Consider the following 20,716-nt stretch of genomic DNA (forward strand, 5'->3'; position numbering starts at 1 on the left):
CTGCTAGAATCCTGACCATCACCTGAGCCTTCTCGGTGCGGATCCCGATCCGCCGAGGAGGCTTTTTTCATGCCCGGGACCGGCCCGCACCGAGCACTCCGAACGCGCCGGCGCCCACCCCACCACTACCCGATTGCCAAGGGAGACCCCTGCCATGAACTCACCGACGAACACCGCACCTGCACCTGCTGCCGCCGCCGGCACCTGGCGTCTCGGCGACCGGACCGTCAACCGCCTCGGGTTCGGTGCGATGCGGCTGACGGGCACCGCGCCGTTCCACGGCGGGGCGCCGCGTGACCGCGACCGGTCGATCGGGGTGCTCCGGCGGGCGGTCGAGCTCGGGGTGAACCAGGTCGACACCGCTGCGTACTACTTCTCGGCGACCCGTTCCGCCAACGAGTTGATCAACCAGGCGTTGGCGCCCTACCCGGAGGAGCTGGTCATCAGCACCAAGGTCGGGCCGGGCCGGGACCCCTCGGGTGCCTGGTGGTGGGCCACGCCGGCGCAGCTTCGCGGCCAGGTCGAGGAGAACCTCCGTCAACTCGGCCGCGACCACTTGGACGTGGTGAACCTGCGGGTGCCGCCGAGCCGCCGGACCGGTTCGATCGGCGAGCACTTCGGCGCTCTGGCCGAACTGCGCGAGGCCGGGCTGATCCGCCATCTCGGCGTCTCCAACGTCACCGCCGAGCAGCTGTCCGAGGCCCGGAGCGTCGCGCCGGTCGTCTGCGTGCAGAACCCCTTCGGTCTCGGCGCGTCCGACGAGGACCGGGCGCTGCTGCGGCTCTGCGGTGAACTAGGCGTCGCCTTCGTCCCGTTCTTCACGATCGCCGGGGCCGGACGCGAGTCCGGTCCGACCGCCGAGGACCACGACGCGGTGCACGCCGTCGCCCGTGCGCACGGCGCCTCCGTCGCCCAGGTCCGCCTCGCCTGGACCTTGCAGCAGGGGCCGCATGTGCTGGTGATCCCGGGGACCGGCGATCCGGAGCACCTCGCGGAGAACGTGGCCGCGGGCGCGCTGCGGCTCTCGGCCGAGGAACTGGCCCGCCTCGACGCCCTCCGACCTGCCAACTCCGACGGGACCGGCTCGAACTGACGCATCGTCATCGATCGGGCATTCCGGCCGGGGCGGCGGAACGGTTGACGGCTTTCACCGCCCCGTGGGGTTTGATCGGGGAGCGGTGTCGGCGGGGCGGCGGCAGCCGGAGGATCGGGCAATGGACCCTGCCCCAGGCGTGTTCCCACCGCCGTTCCCGCACTTGCCGTCGCTGCCGCCGCCACCACACGTGCACCCGTACCCGCCGCCCTGGCACTGCCCGCACCCGAGCCCCACGCCCAGCCCCAGCCCCAGCTCGTCACCCACCCCGAGCCCGGCCGCCACTCCCACGCCCGCCCCCACTCCCTCGTCGCATCCCGCCCCGACGAAGCCGACCCCGACGCCGACGACGGCCGCCCCCGCACCGCACCCCACGACGTCCCGTCAGTCGCCGCTCGCCGCCCCCAGGACGACCGCGCCCGCCGCGGTCCCGCCCTCGCCGGCGGTCCGGTCGCACCCCACCCCCACCCCCTCGACGGCGGTCGCCGCGCCACCGCCACCGGCCGGGCCGTCCGCCCCGGCGGCGATCGAGCCGTCGGTGTGGGCGACCGTGCTGGTCCTCACCGTTCTGCTGCCGGCGGCGCTCGCCGCGCTGGCCGGGCAGCATCTCGCGTTCTCCAGGAGGAGCCGATGAATCCCTCTCCGCTGCTCGGCGCACTGGCCTCGATGACGCTGGCCGTCGGCGCGCTCGCGATGGCGCACCGGGTCCGTCCGCGGACGCCGGAGGGCGAGCCGCCGCCGGACCCGCATCCCGCGCTGGGCGCGATCGGCTCGGGACTGCTGTCCGGGTTCACCCTGTTGACGGGGTTCCTGATCGCCACCGGCTGGGCCGCGCACAGCACGGGCATCGTCCCGCCGGACGGCCTCTACCTGGCGGACCTGGCAGCGGGCGGCGCGGTGCTGCTGTATCCGTCGCTCGCCGGGCTGCCGTTCACGCCGCGCTATGTGACGGCGGTGTGCCTGTTCGGGTTGCTGGTCGGGTATGTGATGGTGACGGCCGTTCAACTCCGCCCGTAGGCCCGGGCCCCGCCGACCCGGGGCCGGGACGGCCGGGACGGCGGGGACGGCGGGGACGGCGAGGACGGCGGGGCGGGACGGCAGGGCGGGCGGGTTCAGGAGAGGGTGCAGGCGGTTCCGTTCAGGGTGAAGGCACTCGGGGCGGTGTTGCTGCTGCCGTAGGTCGCCTGCAGCCCGAACGCGGTGGACGCACCGGCCGCCAGGGTGCCGTTGTAGCCCAGGTCGGTGGCGGTGACGGCGGCCCCGCTCTGTACGACGGTGGCGTTCCAGGCGCTGGTGACCTTCTGGTCGCCCGGGAACGTCCAACCGAGCTTCCAGCCGGAGATGGTGGCGTTACCGGTGTTCTTCACCGTGATGTCCGCGGTGAAGCCCGCGCTCCAGGAGTTCACCCGGTACGCGACCGAGCACGACGCCCCACCGCTCGGCGGCTGACTCGTCGGAGGCTGCGAGGTCGGCGGCTGGCTGGACGCCGGCGGGGTGCTCGGCGGGCTGGTCGGGTCGGCCGCGTTCACCGCCAGTTGGTAGGCGATGTCGGGGACGAAGGTGCCGGCGGCGGCCGCGCAGCCGTCCGCCTCGCCCGGGGGCTTGATCCACAGGAAGGCATCGATCGCGCTGTCCCCGGTGTTCGCCGTCGGGTAGTTGCCGACGGCGCGCCCGGACGGGTCGCACCAGGTGCTGCCGGCCGGGCCGTTGCCGTTGCGGCTGGTGTCGATGACGGCGTGCAGGTTGCCGGGGTTGCCGAGCGCGGAGAGCACGTTGTGGGCGAAGGCGGTCTCGCCCGCCGTGGTGTTGAAGTTCGAGACGTTGCTGAAGAAGCCGTCCGCGTTCAGCACGCCGGCGCTGCGCAGCCGGTTGGCCTGCTCGCTCGCGGAGTTCCAGGTGGAGTGACCGCCGTCCAGGTACACCTTGGCGGCGGGGCTGGCGGCGTGGATGGTGGTGACGGCGCGCGCCAGCGAGGCGAAGCGGTCGCTCTGCTGCTGGGCGTCGAGGCAGGTGGTGAGCGCGATCGAGTCCGGTTCGAGGACCACGATGGAGCGTGAACTGCCGAGCCCGGCCGCGAACTTGCCGACCCAGGCGTCGTACGAGGCGAGGTCCGGCGCCCCGCCGGCGGATGCGCCGCCGCAGTCCCGGTTGGGGACGGCGTAGGCGACCAGCACCGGGGTCCGCCCGGCCTGTTCGGCGGCGGCCGTCACCGCACGGACGTCGGAAGTGACGGTGGTGGGGCGGTAGTTGCTGAACCAGACGGCCTGCGGCTGGCTGGCGATCCGCTTGGAGATCACCGGGGTGCGGGAGTCGCCGGGGTTGGCAGCCACCCACTTGACGACCTGGGACGCCGGGTCCCGGTAGAACTGGGTGCCCGCGGGCAGGCTGCCCTGCACGGCGGCATCGGCGCCGCCCTGCACGCTGGCCACCAGCCCGAGGGCGGTCGCCGTGGCGGCCAGCGCGAGCACGGCGGCTCGGCCGGAGGGGCGGCCGGGCCTGGCGGCCGGTTCGGCTGCGGTCGGTGGGACGGTGCTGCGCCGGTGGCGCTCGGGGGTGTGCACGGTGTCCTCCGGGGGTGCTCTCGGGTGGGAGAGGGGTGTCCGCCTGCCGGGTGCGGCGGGCTGACCGGGGCCTTTGCGGGGACCGAGGCGTGGGAGCGCTCCCGCAGCGGTTCGGCCGATGGTAGCCGCCGAAGGCCTCCGGCGGCAGACTCCGCGCGCCACCAACTCCCTGCGCACCGCGCCGCACTGACGCCCCGTCCCCCACTCCGACCTGTGCTCTTCACGAGCGTTCCGGGCCTCCGCGCTCCGGTCCGCCCGCCTGTAACTTTCGGGCCGCTGTCCGAGCGGGCGCGTACGGTGGTCCCGTCACCTGCGGCGACCCGGGGAGGGGCGAGACGATGCGCACTGTGGGGCGGGCGGTCGGCAATGCGGCCCTGGCGGCGCTGGTCTGGGCCGCCGTGGTTCTCGCCGGACGCGAACTGGCCGCCTTCTCCTACCGGTTCGGCGCCCAGGTCGCGACGCCGGCCGTGGTGATCGCCGGTCTGTTGATTCTCCTGGCCGTCTGGCCGGCGTCCCGGAAGGACCCGACGGGCTGGATGATCGTGGTCGCCTCCCTCGCCGTCGTCCTGCTGGTCGCCCACACCTACCTGCTCGACATCCGCGCCCTGCGGCACCACGGCATCGAGCAGCACGCCCGAATAGCCAAGGTCACCACGGAGTTCGACGCCAACAACAACTCCTACCCCCGTCTCACCCTGGAAGCCCTGGACGGCCCCCCGATCACCGCCACCGTCGACGGCAACCTCGGCTCCTCCTACCGCGTCGGCGCCACCGTCACCGTCACCACCGACCCGGCGGGCCACGTGGCCCCGGCGCTCGGCACCCTCCCGAGCGCCTCCCGGGAACGCTGGACCTCCCGCGTCGACACCTCGGCTGCCGCCCTGATGGTCGTCCCCCTCACCGGCTGGGCGATCGGCCGCACCCGCAAACGCCGCTCCCCCAGGCGCAGTTGACGTCCGGCAGCGCAGTGTCTCCGGCGGGCATGACGAAACGTCGGGTCGCAGTCTGCCGCATCCGGTCCGGGAGACTCCGGTAGCGTCCTCGATTCATGGATACGAGCGCAGAGCCCGAGATGATCGATGTCCCCGCCGGGCAGGTCGTCCTGTCGGATCGGCGGACGCAGCGCAGCTGGGCGGTCGAGCTTGCGTGCTACCGGCTCGCGGCGGCCCCGGTCACCCGGGCGCTGTACGGCCGGATCACCGGTCAGCGTCCGAGCGCCGCCCACGGGGACCGGACACCCGTCGAGAGTGCGTCCTGGTGGGACGCCGTCCGATTCTGCAACGCGCTGTCCGAGCGCGACGGCTTCTCGCCCGCCTACCGCGTTCAGGCCGACGGCGAGCCCGTCGAGTGGGATGCCTCCGCGGACGGGTACCGGTTGCCGACAGAGGCCGAGTGGGAGTACGCCTGCCGCGCCGGTACCACGGGACCGCGGTACGGCCCCCTTGAGGAGATCGCCTGGTATCGAGGCAACTCGAACGACCGGATCCACGAGGTGCGCCGCAAGCAGCCCAATCCGTGGGGCTTCCACGACATGCTCGGCAACGTGTGGGAGTGGTGCTGGGACCTCTACGACGCCGAGGTCTACGGCAGCTACCGGGTCCTGCGTGGCGGCGGCTGGTTCGACGAGCACTGGAGCTGCCGAGCCTCCGTGCGTCGCCGCAGCCACCCGACCTTCCGTGTCGACGACGTGGGATTCCGCGTCGCCCGCACAGTGCGCTGACCGCACGGCGACGCCGCTGCGGGACGCGGCAGCCGTACCCGCGTCCCGCGCGCCGGTGGAGAACCGGCTCCGAAGTCCTCTGGAAGGACGTCCGAGGCCGACCACCTATGCTGCGTGGCATGAGGATCGGGATCGGGCCCACTCCCGCCGGGCGACGGGCGGACAGTGCAGCGAGCGACGTGACGCGAGGCATGCGGGCCCGGGCCGCGAGCGCCGTCGGGCCGCTTCGGAAGGGATCCCGGGTCGGTTACCGCAGTTGACGCCCCGTCCGACCCGCCTGCCTCCTACACTGCGGTGTGACCAACGCATCCGACGATCCCGGAGCCGCCGAGCGGGAGGCCGCCGCTGCCGCCTTCGGTGCGCGCCTCGACCAGGTCGCGGCCGAACTCGGGCTGCGGCTGCCCGCACCGGAGCAACTCGGCCGCTCGTGGGCCGAGTTCCGGGACGTCGACACCGACGACCGGGCCTGGATCCGCACCTGGGTACCCGACGCGGGTCCCGCCGTCTCCGTGCGGCGCGCCGGGGTGACGCTCGCCAACGGCCACGCTCCGGACCTCGCGGAGGCGGTTCGCGCGGCGGCCGCCTGGCTGGCGGGAGCCGACCTCGCCGGCGTCCGGGACGTCGCGCCGTTCCTGGTCGTCCATGACTGGGCGTTCGCGCACGAGCGTGCCCCGCTCGACGAAGTGGAACTGATCTGGCGTCAGGATCTGGGCCGCTTCGACACCCGGGCGCTGCACCGCTACCCCCTCGGCTACCGGGCGATGTTCGAGGCCGCCTTCGCCGAGCCCCGGCTGCGCCGACTGACGCCCGTGACCAGCCACTACAGGCTGTGGTTCTCCGCCGTCCCGCGCTTCCCGTTCCAACCGGTCGGCGGGGCCATCGACCCGTTGTCGGACGGAGGCTTCCTGGTCCGGAGCAGCCGGTCGAGCCACGAGACCGTCGAGGTCGCCACCGCCGAACAGGCCGTCGCACTGGTGGCGGAGGGCCTGCCGGCGGAGTTCTGACAGCTCGTCCGAACCGGCCCTCGCAGCAGCCGCGCCGGCACTCCGGGCCCGGGCGCTGATCGGTCGGCCGGGCTCAGTACCATCCACGGATGTCCTGGATACCGCGGATGAAGCGCAAGGCGGAGCCCCCGGCGAACCGGCTGGCCGACCTGGAGTTCCTCGACCTGGTGAAGGCCGGGCTCGAAGAGTTGGTGCCCGGCGTGACGGAGGGCGCCCAGCTCAAGGGGAACTCGATGATCAGCCCGCAGGGTTGGGCCGTGGCCGTGACCCCGCCGCACCACGGGGGCGGCCACCACTACGACCTCGTCGCGCTGCCGGACGTCGGTCTCCAACCGGACGTGCCGTGCTTCATGGACTGCGTGGTGTCGATGTCCGCCGATCCACAGGACGCGGCGAACACCTGGGTGCAGACCGCAGGCGCCTGCCTGCTCGAACTCCTCGACCGCCGCGGGCACTTCGCCGACCACGCGGGCCCCGAGGGCGAGCACGGCGTACCCGGCTGGCACCTGATCACCTCGGGCGCGGTCGGTCTCGGGCACGACGCCGAGGAAAACCGGCGGCTTCAGAGTGCGCTGCAGGACGCGAACGTGCTGCACCGGATCGCGGACTCGTTCACCGCCGACCTGGAATCGCCCTTCTTCAACGGCGTCAAGGTCTTCTACGGCGGCACCCCCGGCGCCATGCAGGCCGAGGTCCGCGTCAACGGGGAGCGCCACGAGGCCGCATCGGCGGCGATGACGGCGCTCGGACTGCCCGAGCCGACGGCGTTCACGACGGTTCGGTTCTACGCGCTGCTGCTTCCGGTGCCTGCGGGCGAGCGCGAGCCGAGCTTCCCGACGGCCCGGCTCGATCTCGCTCCTGCTTCCGCATCCGTATCCGCGTCCGGGCAGAGCGACGCGCACAGCCACGGCACCGACTGCAACTGCGACTGCGGGCGCCGCCTCGACCCGGAGCACCCCGCCTTCGCGCTCGCCCTGCCGCACCCGGTCGCCGAACTCTCGGAGGAGGAGCGCCGGCGCCGCGTGACGACGAACACCGGCCCGATCATCGTCGCGGAGGGCCTCGGCAACTTCCTCAAGGTCCGCCTCCCGGTCCGCCTGGACGACGGACGCACCGTGGTCCACTTCGTCTGGGTCTCCCTCCCGGCAGCCGTGATCGAGGACTTCGTACAGCGCGTCCACCGCGACGACCTGGCCGGCCACCGCTTCGAGGGCCTGCTGTGCAACGCCGTCGGCCCCTGGGGCGAGGACGTCCTGCACGCCCCCGTCGTCCTCGGCGGCCAGCGGATCAACGACGACGGCTCGGTCCTGCTCAGCGAGGTGCTGGAGTCCAGCGACCCCCTGCTCGGCAAGATCCTGAGCGAGACCTGGCCCACGGCGTTCGTCCTGGGCGACCGCTTCCCCCGCGAGTCGTCGGGCGACGTCAGCGGGTGAAGTAGACGGGCCCACAGGCGCGGCAGAACTCACAATCGCAGCTGGTCAGGGAGTTCGCCCGACAGTGGGCGGTGGGCCAGTGGCGGGATGCGCACGGACCGGGGTCGAGCAGTGTCCCGTCGCGTGGCACCGCCCTGTCGCACCAGGTGCAGCGGACAGTTGCGGGCACGCCGACCTCCTGGAGTCGCCGGGCCGCGGCGACGGCCTCGGCGAACGGGCCCTTCTCCAGCACCGTCGCCGGGGCGCTGTCCAGCAGGAGCTTGCTGTGCCACAAGCTCAGCCCGGTCACCGACACGACCGCGCACAGGACTTCGCGCCCCCTGGCCTCGGACTCGGCCACCTGCACGATGAACTCCGGATCCTCCACGGGCGCATCTCCTTGAGCGACAGGACAGATCTGCCGGCCGCGCCGTCCCCGGCGGTGGAGGGCGGCGCCGGGGACTGACGGGGTGTCAGAGCAGGCCGTCCCAGAGCTGTTCGACGATGACGGCCCACCAGTTCTCCGGGTCGCTGAAGACGGTGGGGTCGAGGGCGGCCAGGTCGTGCTGGAAGGCGTCGACGGCGAGGCCGGCGGCCCGGGGGTCGAGGCCGTGCAGGGCGGGGTGGCGGGTGGCGAGTAGGGAGAGGGAGCGCAGGTAGGCGGGGAGGTCGGTGTTGAGGTAGCGGCCGGTGCCGGTGTCGGGGTCGACGGCCCAGATCCGGCCGGTGCCCGCTCCGCTGCCGGTGCCGCCGTCGCCGCACTGGACGGCGATCAGCGCGTGGCCGTCGTCGCCGAGCAGCAGGTAGTCGGCGAGCAGGGCGCGGGTCCGGTCGGGGACGCGGGCGCCGCGGCCGGTCGCGGTCAGGTGGTCGACGACGGTGGGCAGGCCGGGCAGGTGGTGGAAGAACGCGGGGACGTCGGCGGGCAGTCCGGCCTCGGCGAGGGTGGCCGCGGTGGCGGCGGGCAGCGCGGCGGGGGCGGGGCCCTGGTGGCGGTGGATCCGGTCGGCGCCGAACTGCGCGTCGAGCCGGGCGCCGAGGTCGTGGTCGCTCTCGGGGGCCGCCGCGGGCACGGCGCGCGGGAACGGGATCCGGTTGGGCCTGGGCGGGACGGGGCGGCCGGCCCGGCGGAAGGTGTCCTCGGTGGCGTCGGTGAGCGCGCGGACGGCGGCGGCCCGGCGGTCGTAGCGCGGGCCGTAGGCGTGGCCGTAGTCGAAGGTGGCGGTGGGGAGTTCGGCGAGCAGCACGGACGCGCAGTAGCCGCCGGGCAGTTCGCAGGGCCGCAGGTCGGTGTAGACGGACAGCACGTCCTCGGGGCGGACGCCCTGCTGCTGGAGGGTGCGCCAGGCACGGACCTCGGGGTGGCCGGCGCCGGGGGCGGAGAGCTGGAACAGGCTCTGCTGTTCGCCGGCGGCGTCCCGGTAGGTGAGGACCACGGAGGCGCCGGGGCCGACCACCGGCGGGCGGGACGGGTCGTGGCTGCCCGCGCCGAGCTTGTCGCGGTAGAGCTGGACGACCTCGTCGACGGGCACCGAGGGCCAGTGGGTGAGTTCGCCGGTCTCCCGGTCGACGACGGCGCAGGCGGTGCCGATCTCGGCGGGGGCCCGGCGTTCGCCGACGGGCCGGTCGGGTTCGGCGTCGGGGATCGGCCACAGCACCCAGCCGAGGTCGAACTCGTGCACGCCGATCCGGTGCCACTGGTCCTCGGGCCGGGCGCCGTTGATCCACTGGTGGGCCGCCTCGATGGCCTGCTCACGGGTCGTCACGCGGTCGTTCTCCTTCGGAGCCGGTTGGTCGGTGTTCACATTAATGGACGGTCGACGGTCACGGTCCGACCGGATGCGCCGCCACCTCGGCGGAGAGCACCGCAGGTCGCAGCACGGAGACGCCGTGCGCGTCGGCGATCAGCAGCAGCCCGTCGGGGGTGAGGTCGGCGCCGGCCAGCGGTGCGGCGGACAGGAACGCGGCGCTCGGCCCGGTGACGGCGCCGTCGGCGTCGCGCTGCCAGAGCCGGACGTAGTCGCTGCCGATGCTGAGCGCGAGGGCGCCGGCGGCGCGCTGCTCGCCGTCGGGGCGGGCGAGTTGTCCGGGGTCGGTGTGGTCGGCCTCGCCGGTGCGGGCGTCGTAGGCCGTCAACTCCGGTTCCCGGCCCGGGTGGTGGGCGACCAGCAGGTGGCTGCCGTCGGGGCGGACGGCGGCGGTGACGGCGTCGACGCCGGTGAGCGGTCGGGCCCACAGGGTGTGCCACGGCACGTCCAGGCCGGTGGTGTCGAGGCTCGGCAGGCCGTCCTGGCAGGCGGCGTGGTCGAGCAGGGCGGCGCGCAGTTCGACGTCGAGTTCCTGGCGGGTGAACAGCGGGGCGAGGCGCAGCCAGGTCCGGCCGAGCGGCGGCAGGTCGGCGGTCGGGTCGGCGGCGAGCCGGTCGACGGCGGCGCGCAGCCGGTGCTGTTCGGCGTGCAGCAGGAAGCCGGGGTCGGTGAGGAGTTGGTCGAGCAGGCCGCCGTGCAGGGCGTGTCCGGCGAGTTGTTCGCGGACGTAGGGGGCGGCGGCGGCCCACCGCCGGGGGTGGCCGCCGGGGACGGTCGCGAGCAGCGCGGTGGCGATCCGGCGGTGGACTTCGCGGGCGGTGCGGCCGAGGCGTTCGCGGATCTCGTCGGCGACGGCGGGGTGCACGATGCGCGCGCCGGGCGTCCCGGCGGCGGTGCTGGCGAGGTCGAAGAACGGCAGCAGCAGGTCGCGGCCGGCGGCGAGGGCGGGGCCGAGGTCCTTGCCGGCGACGGCGGAGGCGACGGGGCCCCACAGGTCGAACGGCAGGGGTTCGCCGGGGCCGGCCAGGGCGAGCGGGGCGAGCAGTCGGCGCAGCGTCAGTTCGTCGTTGCCGCAGCGTTCGGCGTGCAGGTCGAGGGCGTCGCCGGCGCTGCGGGGCAGCGGCAGCGGGCCGGCGGGGTGGGCCTGGACGGACCAGCCGGCCAGCCGGACCACCAGCGGGCTGTCGGCGACGGCGGCGAGCTGGCGGGCCACGGTGAGGTCGGGGACGGCGAGTTCGGCCTGCCGCAGCAGGGCGTCGGGGTCGCGCCACGGGTCCTGGTCGAGGTCGAGGATCCGCAGCTGGCCGGCGGGGACGTCCTTGGCGAGCCGGTCGGCCTCGGTGCGGGGCAGGTCGGCGAGCAGGCGGACGCCGGGGTTGAGGGCGAGCGGCAGCAGCACCTCGGTGGTGATCCTGGCGGCCTCGTCGGTGCCGGTCAGCAGGCCGGCCCGGTCGATGTCGGCGACGACCACGGTCTGCGGCTGCTGGGGGGTGCCGAGCCCGGCGAGCACGGCGGGCAGGTGTTCGGACCGGTCGGTGCCGGGGGCGAAGGTGTCGGCGAGCAGCCAGCGCAGTTGGACGGCCGTCAGGCCGGTGGCGTCGAGGACGGGGGGTGCGGGCAGGTCGGCGGGCGGGACGGTGGCCGGGTCGAGGGTGGTGGTGTCGATGCGGGCGCGGTGGGCGGGGTCGCTGAGCATCAGGAACGCGGTGAGCAGCCGGGTTCGGCCGCTGCCGCTGTCGCCGGTGATCAGCACCGTGCGCGGCGCGTCGGCCGTGCCGGCCCGCCAGGCCGCCAGGGTGCGCAGCGCTGCCGCCCGGCCGCCGAGGTACGGATGGGGCTGGTGGGCGGCGGTCGTGTCGGTCACGTCGATCTCTCCGGTCGGGGGGCGGGGCGTCGGGGAGGGTCAGGCCCAGGTGTCGGGTTCGAGGACGTGCTGCCAGCTGTCGGTGGCGGCGGCGTCGGGGTCGATTCCGGCGAGGCGGGTGCGGAGTTCGGAGAGCAGGTCGTTGCTGTCCGCCTCGCGGGGCCAGTAGGCCGTCAGGTACTGGGCCTGGACGGCGATCATGGTGAGGAAGCGTTCCAGCGTGGTGCCGATCAGCGGCTCGCGGGGGCGAGCGGTGTCGGGCCAGTGTGCGGGCATCATGCGCAGCACCCGGCCGTCGCTGCCGTCCAGCACCAGGTCGGCGCCGAGCCAGCCGCCGAGCAGGTGGTACGGGCCGGTGCCGAGCTGTTCGACGCCGTCCGGCCAGGTGCGGGCGGGGAGCTGCGCTCCGGGGGTGAGCCAGTAGCCGGTGGGGCTGTCGACGGCGGGCAGGCCGACGGTGGCGAGCAGTTCGCGGGTCGGGCCGTGGGTGATGCCGTCGGGGACGGGGTCGATCGGGTGCAACCCCTCGGCGCCGAAGGCCTGTTCGAGCAGCTGCTGAAGGTCGGGGGTCGCTGCGGGGTCGTACGGGCGGGGCAGTTGGCGGCCGAACGAGCCGACCAGCGGGACCAGGCGGTGTGCGGGCGCGTCGCGCAGCAGCTCGACGTCCGGTCGGACGGCGTAGGCGCCGCGCACGCCGGCCAGCACCAGCAGGTCGCCGACCGCGCCGGCGGTCTCCGCGTCCGGGTGGTGGAACAGTCCGAGCGGCGCGCCGTCGGGGCCGTCCAGGACGGTGGCGTAGCCGATGCCCGGACGGACCGTCAGGGTGGCGCTGCCGGGCCCGAGTTCGCTGTCCGCCGGGCCGATCAGCTCGCCGGTCGCCGCGTCCCGGACCCAGCCGTTCTCCTCCTCGTCCTCGGTGACCACGACGGGCGCGCCGCGGAGTTCGGCGGCGTACACCCGGTCGATCTCCTCGGTGTGCCAGGGCCCGGTGCGGGGGGTGAACGCGCCGATGGGGCTCCACCGGGACCACACGGTGCGGAACGTCAACGGCTCGGGGCAGGCCGCGGCGAGCGCCTCGGCGCGGTCGAACCGGCCGCGGGTGTGGGCGTCGTGGGCGAGCCAGGCGACCCACTCGCCGTGCGGCGCGCCGGCCAGGCCGTAGCCGACGAGGTGGCGCAGCGCGGCGGCAGGAGTGCCGTACCGGAAGGCGCCGTCGGCGTACGCGGTGCGCAGCGCCTCGGTCAGGGCGTCCTGCGGGATGTGTGCCAGGGCCCGCGGATCGTCGAGCAGGTCGTCGAAGCGTCCGGACGCGGCGGCGTGGCCGGGCAGCGAACGGGCGGCCCACGGGGCAGTCAGGTCGGCGGCCGACAGGTGCTCGGTCATCCGGACGTGGAACGCGGCGGCCTCGACCGGCGCGTACTGCAACTCCTCGACCAGGGCGTGGCGGTCGAACCCGACCGTGCCGTCCGCCTCCCGCACCAGCGGCTCGGCGGCGAGGGCCAGCAGATCGGCCTCGGTCACCGGCACGTCGGCGGCCCGGCACAGTTCGGCCCACGCGGCCACCGGCACCCGGCGCAGCTGGGCGTTGGCCAGCGCCCGCAGAGCGGCCAGGCTCTGCGGCGGGACGGCGGCGGTCAGCGCCGTCAGCTCGTCGTGGCCCGTGCCGCCGGACAGCCGGAGCACCTCCAGCCAGTACGCGGTGGGCTCGGCGTCGAGCGGCGCGGGGGGCTCGGGCTGTTCGACGACCAGTTGCAGCCTGCCCTCCTGGGCGGCCGTGGTGAGCGCGCCGACCACGGCCCGCAGTCGCACGGCCTCGCCGCCGCAGGCCAGCGAGCCCGCCTGCTGGGTGTTGGCGAGCAGCACGGTGCGGGCCGTCCGATCGCGGCGCAGCGCCCGTTCCAGGTCGTCCAGGGTGCCGAAGCCGCGACGCCGCAACGCGCCGGTGCGGTCGGACAGTTCCTGCACCACGGAGTCGGCGCTGCGCCCGGCGGCGTCGATCGCGATCGCCGCCGGGAACGCCTCGGCGATCCCCGCGAGCACCGCGCTCTTCCCGCTGCCGGCCGGGCCGGTCACGTGGAGCCGGCCCCGGCTGCCGCTCTGCAGTCGTTCGGTGGCAGTGGCGATCGCCGCCGCCACCGCCGTCTCGTCGCGCCCGGTCATCCGGCCACTCCCTTGCTCACTGGCTCATGTTCGCTCGTCGCTGCGGTGACGAGGCACTCAGGAGGATTGGCGCTTCTTCTCCATCTCCATCCAGGCCCGGCCCACCTCTGCCACATGGTCGCCGAAGTCCCGGTCCATCTTCTGCTTGGCCGTCAGCTGGCCGGCAGGAAGGGTGGCGCCGGCATTCGGATCCGTGCGGTACCCGGTCGCATAGTAGACCGGCACCCCGGTCTGATCGCGTGACAGGTAGCCGGAGCAGTCCGCGTGACCTTTGCCGATGCCGCACGGCTCGCGCTCCGTGTAGAGGCTGAGCACCTCCGGCTGGTCCTTCTGGTCCCGGGTCGCCTTCAGGTGGTCCATCCAGCCGCCGAGGTGCGTCTCGGAGTGCAGCGGCGTGATCCCGGCCCGCGGGGTGCTGGGCGGCACCGAGCTGTCCACCACGAAGCTGACCTGCTTCGTCTTCGGGTCGTACACCTCGATCACCGCGTAGTTGCGCCCGGTGAGGTCCGGCCGGTGCCCGGCCTGGGCGACCGCGCCCTGGATGCTGCGCTTCCCGAACGCCTCCTTGATCTCCTTCCGGACGTCCTGGTAGTCCTGCGACTGCTTCAGCCCCGCCTCGCCCTTGGACGTCGAGTGGTCGACGCCGCCGCGACTCGCCTGGTCCGCCTCGCCCGGAGCGGTGCCCGGCACCCGCGGGTCGGCGTTGTACGGGTACGACATCGCCTCGGGGCTGGCGCCCACGCCGTGGTTCTTGTGGAACTCGTCGCTCATCCGGCCCATCGCCGCGACCGCCGCGCCCTGCTCGCCCGGGCTCATCTCCTTGAACCCGGGCAGCGCGTCCTCCAGGTCCTTCCGGTTGAACGTCTTCGGGTTCCCCGCCTTGCTGTTGTCCAGCACGCTGCCGAGGTCGCCGCTGGTCGCCCAGTCGTTCAGCCGGTCGTAGACGTGATCCATGTCGAGCTGCCGGACGTCGTTGCTCTGCCGCAGCGCCTGCTGGGCGTCGTCCGGCTTGACGCCGTAGATCTCGTCCTTCGTCCCCTCCTTCGGACCGAGGTGCTCCTCCGTGCGGTCCGCCTCGTGGATCGGGTGGTCGGGGTCGTTCGCGCGGCGCTCGTCGACGACCTGCTTGTCGGTCTTGGGCGCGTTGTCGTGCGAGCTGTCGTGCGAGCCGTCGTGCGACGGGCCTGCCGCTGCGTTCCCGTCCCCGTCGTGCTTCGCCTTCTTCTTGGCCGCGCCGCCCTCTGGGTCGTCCTCGGCCTTGTTCTTGCCCGCCGGATCCTCGGGCCGCCGGTCGGCCCTGCTGTGATCGCCGGTGCCGATCTCGGATCCGCCGTGCTCGTTCGCGCCGTGCTCGTTCGTCGGCCGGCGGTCCGGGTCCAGGGTGATCGCGAACACGCCGTGGTCACCGTCGTGCAGCGGCTTGTCGCTGCGCTGGCCGGTCTGGTTGTCCAGGTAGGTGATCCTGCCGTTGTGGTTCACGACGTTCCACGCGTGGGCCCGCCCGTCGGCGTCCTGCGTGATGATCACCGCCTGCGAGCCGTGCCCGTCCTGGCGCAACCGGTCCTCGATCCGACGGAACGCCGGATCCCCGTTGCCCATGTCCCGGAACGGCGCCCCGAGCTGACTCTCCGCCCGGTCCCGACCGCCCCGCTCGCCCTCCGGCCCGCCGTCACGGCGCGGCGCGGCCGCCGTCGGATTCCCGCTGTACGTGTCCGCCGTCGACAGCGCCACGTCGAGGCAGTTGTTGTCCCGCCCCGGCGCCCGGTGCCCGTCCCCGTTGACGGCCCCCGGCCAGTCCCCGTTCGGATCCGGATGCCGCTGCGGCGTCCCGTCCGGATTCCGCGGCACCCGGCTCTCCAGATCCACCTGATGCTGCGGATCCGGCCGCTCCAGCCCACCGGGGGTGTCGTACGGCCGGCTGCCGGCGAGACCGTCCGGCCGCGAGGAGTGGCCGTCGGGCGTGCCGTCGGGGTGTGACGGGGCGTCGGGGTGCGAACTGTCCGCGTCCGGACGGTGGTCGGCGTCCGGGCGGTGGTCGGCCTCGGGACGGTGGTCGGCGTCTGGGCGATGGTCCGCGTCGGGACGTGCGGTGTCCGGCCGGTCGGCGTCGGGACGGCCCGCGTCGGGGTGGCCGCCGTCAGGACGCGCCACGTCGGGGCGGCTGCCGTCGGGATGAGTTGAGTCCGGCCGACTGCCATCCGGCCGCGCCGCGTCGGGACGTGCAGAATCGGGACGACCGCCGTCCGGCCGGCCTGTGTCCGGCCTCGTCGTATCGGGACGTGTGTTGTCCGGACGAGCCGCATCAGGACGCGCAGCATCGGGACGGCTCGCGTCAGGACGCCCCGCGTCAGAACGGCCACCGTCCGGGCGAGTTGAATCCGGCCGGTTGCCGTCAGGGCGAGCCGTGTCGGGACGAGCGCGATCGGAAGGACTTGCATCAGTGCGCCCGGCATCCGGCCGCGTGCCATCGGGCCGACCCGTGTCAGGGCGAGCCGTGTCGGGACGCGCGTGGTCGGGACGCACCGGCCCCAGCCGACCCCCGTCCTGACGGCCCGCATCCGGGCGTCCACCATCGGGACGTGCCACGTCAGGACGGCCACCATCCGGGCGAGCTGAATCCGGCCGACCACCGTCCGACCGCGTGCCATCAGGGCGCGCCGAATCGGGACGGGCGCCGTCGGGACGACCCGCATCAGAGCGCCCGGCATCCGGCCGACCCGAATCAGGGCGAGCCGCATCGGGGCGCACCGGCCCCAGCCGGCCCCCGTCCTGACGGCCCGCATCCGGGCGTCCGCCGTCGGGGCGGCTCGCGGCGGGGCGGGCTGTGTCCGGGCCCGAGTGTTGGCCGAAGGCCGCTCGCGGGTCGGGGCGGTCGGCAGCCGGGCGCGGCGTGAACGTGGAGTTGACGCTGGGCTGTTGGCCCTGGCGGGTGGGCCCCTGGCCCTGGCCCGGTACCGTCGGGGTGACGCTCGGCCCGGACGTCGGTCGACTCGCGCCCGAGCCGGACGGGGTACCGCCGGTCGGCATCGCACCACCGCCCATCGGCGCACCGCCGCCCGCAACACCGGCCCCGCCCACGGGGCCGGTCCCGTCGGGGCCGGTCGTCGGAATGGCGCCGGTGCCCGGCCGCTGGTCGGAACCGGCGTGCGGCGGCGGTGCCGTGGCAGTGGCACCGAGACCGGCCACGTCCAGACGCGGCGGCACCTGGCTGGTGTGCGTGGAGTCCGAGTCGCCGTTCCGCTGGTCGCCGCCCCGGAACGGGGGCGTACCTCCGGCGGTGACAGGAGCCCCGACCGGCGGCCGCGTGTCGGCACCGCCGGAACCCTCGTGCTGCGACCCCGGCGCTCCGCCCGACGGCCCGGGCTCGTTCGCCGCGATCCCAGCATGCTGCGGCCCGGGAACGTCGTGCGGGCGACCCGGATCGGCCCCGTGCGACGGACCCGACGGCGAGTCACCTCCACGCACCGGATCGGGCCCGAAGCTGTCGCCGACGCCCGGCTGGTGCACGGTGAAGCCCGGCCTGCTGGTGGAGTCGTTGAAGTCGGTGGCGGCGGGGCTCAGGTACGGGGTGCTCATCCGGTCGGTGACGACCTTGACACCGTTGGAGTCCTTGACCACGTCGCCGTTCAGCGCATGCTCGTCGTACGACAGCTGGTACTTGTGCTCGGGCCCACGCGACGGACCGTCCTGCCCACCCTGACGCCCGCCATCGGCACCGGTCTGCGACGCACCGTCGTGCGACGACGGTGTCCCCGCACCCTCGTGCCCGGCCGGACGACCCGAATCAGCATCCGGCCGATGCGACGAACCATCATGCCCCACCGGCCGCCCAGCATCCGGCTCCGCTCGATGCGGCGCACCATCCGTCCCCGTCTGCGACGAACCATCGCGCGCGGACCCGTGATTCTCGGGCCCACGCCCCGCACCCTCGTGCCCGGCCGGACGACCACCATCGGGCTCCGACCGATGCGGCGCACCATCCGTCCCCGTCTGCGACGAACCATCGCGCGCGGACCCGTGATTCTCGGGCCCACGCCCCGCACCCTCGTGCCCGGCCGGACGACCACCGTCAGGCTCCGACCGATGCGGCGCACCATCATGCCCAGCGGGCCGCCCGCCATCGGCCCCGGTCGGCCCCGCCCCGTCCGTACCCGTCCGCGACGCACCGTCATGCGACGACGGCGACGGCGACGATGTCCCCGCACCCACCCCCGCACCCGAATGCCCGCCCTGGCTCGGCGAGTTCACACCGTCTGCACCCGTCCGGGACGCACCGTCGTGCGACGTGGCGGACGCGCCCGCGGTCGCGTCGTGGGCCGGGGGCTGGTGGTCGGCGCCGACCCGGGTGCCGAACGGGTCGAGCGTCGGTCCGCTGTCGGCTCGCGGTGGACGGGGCGGCGCGCTCTGCTGGTTCCCCCCGTTCGACCCGTGCTCCTGGGACCCACCGGCGTGCGAGTCCCCCGAGCCGGACGAACTGAGCGAAGGACCGCCGCCGCTCGCACCGTGCTGCGAAGGCCCACCGTTCGACGAACTCCCGCCCCCTGAGGACGAGTTCGTGTGCCCGCCCGGCGGCACCGACCCGCCACCGCCGGCACTGCCGCCGGACCCCGACGAGTCCCCTCCCCCGCCCGTCGCGGACCGCTCGCTCCCGGAGTGTTCGCTCCCGGACCGCTCGTTCCCCGAGCCCGCCCCCTCGTGCCCACCCGACGACGAGTCCCCGTGCCCGGCAGCATGGTCGATACCGCTCCGCACATGCCCACCGGCACGCGAACCCAGGCCGTCACGGAACGACTCGGTGAACGTCTGACCCGAGTTCTTGACGGACTCCGTGAAGTCCTCGGCGCCGCGCTTCGCCGTCCGCCCCAGGTCGTAACCACTCTGCGCACCGAAGTTCTGATTCACCGTCTGCGCGATCAGATCACTGATCATCCCCTGAATCGCCGACACCGCCGGCTCCTTCAAGGTCTCCATGATCGCTTCCATCAACGCCTGCCGAAGCTCCTTCAACAGACGCCGCACGATCATCCTCGTCGCCGCCGTCGCCCCCGCCGCACCCAACTCCGACAGACCCAACGTGAACGGCGCAGCAGCCTGAGCAGCGATCAACTCCACCGCCAACGCCACCAACTGCGCGATCACCGCCACCTTGCACGCGACCACGATCACCGCCGCAGCCTCGAACGCCCCGGCGATCAACCGCGCCGCCATCGCCGCATCCGCCAGATACCCGTCCGAACCCCCACCCGAGAACTTCCCCCAGGTCGCCCGGAACGCATCCACGCTGTCACCCGAGTTGCTCGACAGCACACCGTTCGCCGCACTCACACCCCGGTAGTGCAACTCGTCCACCTGGTCCGCGAAGTCCCGCCAGACCCGCGCCGACTCCCGCAACTTGTCCTCGTCCGCGGTCGGCCAGTCGAAGCCCAGCATCTCCAGGACCCACTCGACACTGTCCGGCAACATCAGCGACACTTCGCCAAAACCCCCTGCGCCTCACGAGAACGAACGACACGAGCCAACGGAACGAAACGGACGGACAGGCGGGCAGTCGGACGCGACTTCGGCGCCGCACGCCGTACCCGCGAAAGGGGGGTTGGTCAGTAGCCCCGCGGCCGGTACAGCGCCCGGATCTGGCCGCCGACTTCGCCCTCGCGGGCTTCCAGGGTGTGGATATCGCCCTCGGTGCGGCTCTCGTTCGCCTCGTGGCTGTCGGCCATGCTCTGCAGCTTGTCGCCGATCTCGCCGATCCGGGTGCCGAGGGAGTCCATCGACTCCTTCATGCCGTCGCGCAGGCCCTCGTAGACGATGCCGAACTTCTCGCCGAGGTCGTCGTCGCCCCAGGGGGGTGTGTCGCCCTGTTCGAGGGATTCGAGTCGGCCGGAGAGGGACTGGAGGGCGGAGAGGAAGTCCTGCCCGACGGCGGACATGTTCCTGCCTTCGGTCCGGAGGCTCTCCGAATCGACCACGATCTGCTGCGACATGCCCGCCCCCGACTCGCACTGCTGGGGCCGCTCGCACTGTCGGCCCCGTGAGCTCAGGACCCCCGGGTCGGTGCCGACGGCGGCGGGCCCAATTTTCGTCCCTGCATCATAGGACCGGAATCATTGCCAAGCCATGCCTGCTACCGACCGTGCAAAAGCTTGTCACCACTCCTCCACCGCACGCTCGGTGGCCCACACCTGCCTCGATCGCACGATCGAACCCGGTCCGCCTTGATCGGTCCCGCAGTTCCGCCGCCCGAAGCACCCCACCGCCCGCACCGCCCCGATCCGCGAAGACCCACCATCCATCCATGAGATCTTCGCGCATTCGCCACCAGGAGCCTGCGGGACCGCACCTGACGGTGCCTCAGGCCGCCGCCGCGCCCGCGCCCGCGTCCACCGGGAGCTCGGCGAGCCGCCACTCCAGCATTCCGTCGTCCAGCCGGATCGCCCGGCGCCCGCGCGCGGTGAGCAGGCGGACGGCGTCGTAGGCGAGGGCGCAGTACGCGCCGCGGCAGTATACGACGACTTCCGCGTCCTCGGGGAGTTCGCCGATCCGCTCGGCGAGTTCCTCGACCGGGATGGAGAGCGCGCCGGGGATGTGCCCGGCGGCGTACTCCTCCGCGGGGCGGACGTCGAGGGCGACGGCGTGGCCGGCGGCGATCCGGGTGAGCAGGTCCTCGCGGCGGACGGCGTCCTGCTCGTCGGGGGCCTCGGGCCCGAGGTAGGCGGTGCGGGCGGGGGCGACGGCGGCCTGGTGGCGTTCGGCGACCCGGCGCAGCAGGTCGAGGAGTTGGGCGACGTCCTCACCGGCCAGCCGGTAGTGGATGCGGACTCCGTCGCGGCGGGTGGCGACCAGGCCGGTCTGCTTCAGCGTCTGGAGGTGCGCCGAGGCGGTGGTGAGGTTGAGTCCGGCGGCCTTGGCGAGCGCGTCGACGGTGCGCTCGCCCTGGGCCAGCAGGTCGAGCAGTTCGAGCCGCTTGCCGCTGGAGAGGGCTTTGCCGGTGGCGGCGAACGCCTCGTAGAGCTCGGTCTTCGCGGCCCGGTCCGCCATGACTGCGGCCCCTTTCTCGAAAATTCTATGGAATAAGGGTACTCCGCCGCAGGCCGACC

15 protein-coding genes are annotated in these 20,716 nt (G+C 73.8%); 6 read left to right on the forward strand and 9 right to left on the reverse strand.

Annotated elements, in window-relative coordinates; genetic code table 11:
• Positions 1–154: 154 nt before the first annotated feature.
• Positions 155–1,093 (forward strand): oxidoreductase, encoded by a 939-nt coding sequence (locus ACI1MP_RS00700; RefSeq protein ID WP_380330648.1) that lies wholly within the window; start codon positions 155–157, stop codon positions 1,091–1,093.
• A 384-nt stretch (positions 1,094–1,477) separates the two neighbouring features.
• On the opposite strand, the gene ACI1MP_RS00705 is transcribed toward ACI1MP_RS00700, so the two are convergent.
• Positions 1,478–1,657 (reverse strand): hypothetical protein, encoded by a 180-nt coding sequence (locus ACI1MP_RS00705; protein ID WP_380330651.1) that lies wholly within the window; start codon positions 1,655–1,657, stop codon positions 1,478–1,480.
• 66 nt (positions 1,658–1,723) lie between these two features.
• Between ACI1MP_RS00705 and ACI1MP_RS00710 the strand changes: the two genes are divergently transcribed.
• Positions 1,724–2,110 carry a hypothetical protein gene (locus tag ACI1MP_RS00710; protein WP_043912094.1) on the forward strand — a complete coding sequence of 129 codons (387 nt, stop codon included), beginning with the start codon at positions 1,724–1,726 and terminating at the stop codon, positions 2,108–2,110.
• Positions 2,111–2,205: 95 nt separating this feature from the next.
• Here ACI1MP_RS00710 and ACI1MP_RS00715 read toward each other — a convergent pair whose 3' ends face one another.
• Complete coding sequence (locus tag ACI1MP_RS00715) at positions 2,206–3,654, reverse strand: glycoside hydrolase family 6 protein (RefSeq protein ID WP_404867346.1); 1,449 nt, start codon at positions 3,652–3,654, stop codon at positions 2,206–2,208.
• A 338-nt stretch (positions 3,655–3,992) separates the two neighbouring features.
• On the opposite strand from ACI1MP_RS00715, the gene ACI1MP_RS00720 reads away from it, so the two are divergent.
• The 4 genes from ACI1MP_RS00720 to ACI1MP_RS00735 all read left to right on the forward strand — a co-directional run bounded on the left by ACI1MP_RS00720 (position 3,993) and on the right by ACI1MP_RS00735 (position 7,811).
• Positions 3,993–4,607, forward strand: coding sequence for a hypothetical protein (locus tag ACI1MP_RS00720; RefSeq protein WP_380330658.1), 615 nt, complete (start codon positions 3,993–3,995; stop codon positions 4,605–4,607).
• A 95-nt stretch (positions 4,608–4,702) separates the two neighbouring features.
• Positions 4,703–5,374: a formylglycine-generating enzyme family protein gene (locus ACI1MP_RS00725; protein ID WP_404867347.1), complete on the forward strand. Its 672-nt coding sequence runs from the start codon at positions 4,703–4,705 to the stop codon at positions 5,372–5,374.
• Between the two features lie 296 nt (positions 5,375–5,670).
• Positions 5,671–6,378 carry a DUF6193 family natural product biosynthesis protein gene (locus ACI1MP_RS00730; RefSeq protein WP_380330664.1) on the forward strand — a complete coding sequence of 236 codons (708 nt, stop codon included), beginning with the start codon at positions 5,671–5,673 and terminating at the stop codon, positions 6,376–6,378.
• Between the two features lie 89 nt (positions 6,379–6,467).
• Positions 6,468–7,811 carry a DUF6348 family protein gene (locus ACI1MP_RS00735; protein ID WP_404867348.1) on the forward strand — a complete coding sequence of 448 codons (1,344 nt, stop codon included), beginning with the start codon at positions 6,468–6,470 and terminating at the stop codon, positions 7,809–7,811.
• Here ACI1MP_RS00735 and ACI1MP_RS00740 read toward each other — a convergent pair.
• From ACI1MP_RS00740 to ACI1MP_RS00770, 7 genes are all read right to left on the reverse strand, one after another.
• A complete protein-coding gene (locus tag ACI1MP_RS00740; RefSeq protein ID WP_404867349.1) occupies positions 7,801–8,178 on the reverse strand; it encodes a ribosomal protein L7/L12 in 378 nt (125 codons plus the stop codon). The genes ACI1MP_RS00735 and ACI1MP_RS00740 overlap by 11 nt on opposite strands.
• 85 nt (positions 8,179–8,263) lie before the next feature.
• Positions 8,264–9,556 carry an SUKH-4 family immunity protein gene (locus tag ACI1MP_RS00745; RefSeq protein ID WP_404867350.1) on the reverse strand — a complete coding sequence of 431 codons (1,293 nt, stop codon included), beginning with the start codon at positions 9,554–9,556 and terminating at the stop codon, positions 8,264–8,266.
• A gap of 58 nt (positions 9,557–9,614) precedes the next feature.
• Entirely contained in the window at positions 9,615–11,462 is a 1,848-nt protein-coding gene (locus ACI1MP_RS00750) for an ATP-binding protein (RefSeq protein WP_404867351.1), read from the reverse strand.
• A gap of 39 nt (positions 11,463–11,501) precedes the next feature.
• Positions 11,502–13,622, reverse strand: a complete 2,121-nt coding sequence (locus tag ACI1MP_RS00755) for an SUKH-4 family immunity protein (protein WP_404867352.1) — start codon at positions 13,620–13,622, stop codon at positions 11,502–11,504.
• 57 nt (positions 13,623–13,679) lie between these two features.
• Positions 13,680–19,085, reverse strand: a complete 5,406-nt coding sequence (locus ACI1MP_RS00760; RefSeq protein ID WP_404870744.1) for a toxin glutamine deamidase domain-containing protein — start codon at positions 19,083–19,085, stop codon at positions 13,680–13,682.
• A 134-nt stretch (positions 19,086–19,219) separates the two neighbouring features.
• Positions 19,220–19,603, reverse strand: a complete 384-nt coding sequence (locus ACI1MP_RS00765; RefSeq protein ID WP_043912085.1) for a hypothetical protein — start codon at positions 19,601–19,603, stop codon at positions 19,220–19,222.
• Between the two features lie 367 nt (positions 19,604–19,970).
• On the reverse strand, positions 19,971–20,657 hold the full coding sequence (locus tag ACI1MP_RS00770; protein WP_404867353.1) for an ArsR/SmtB family transcription factor: 687 nt from the start codon (positions 20,655–20,657) through the stop codon (positions 19,971–19,973).
• Between the last annotated feature and the right edge of the window lie 59 nt (positions 20,658–20,716).

Source organism: Kitasatospora griseola (genome assembly GCF_044999035.1).
In the GTDB taxonomy this organism is placed as follows: domain Bacteria; phylum Actinomycetota; class Actinomycetes; order Streptomycetales; family Streptomycetaceae; genus Kitasatospora; species Kitasatospora griseola.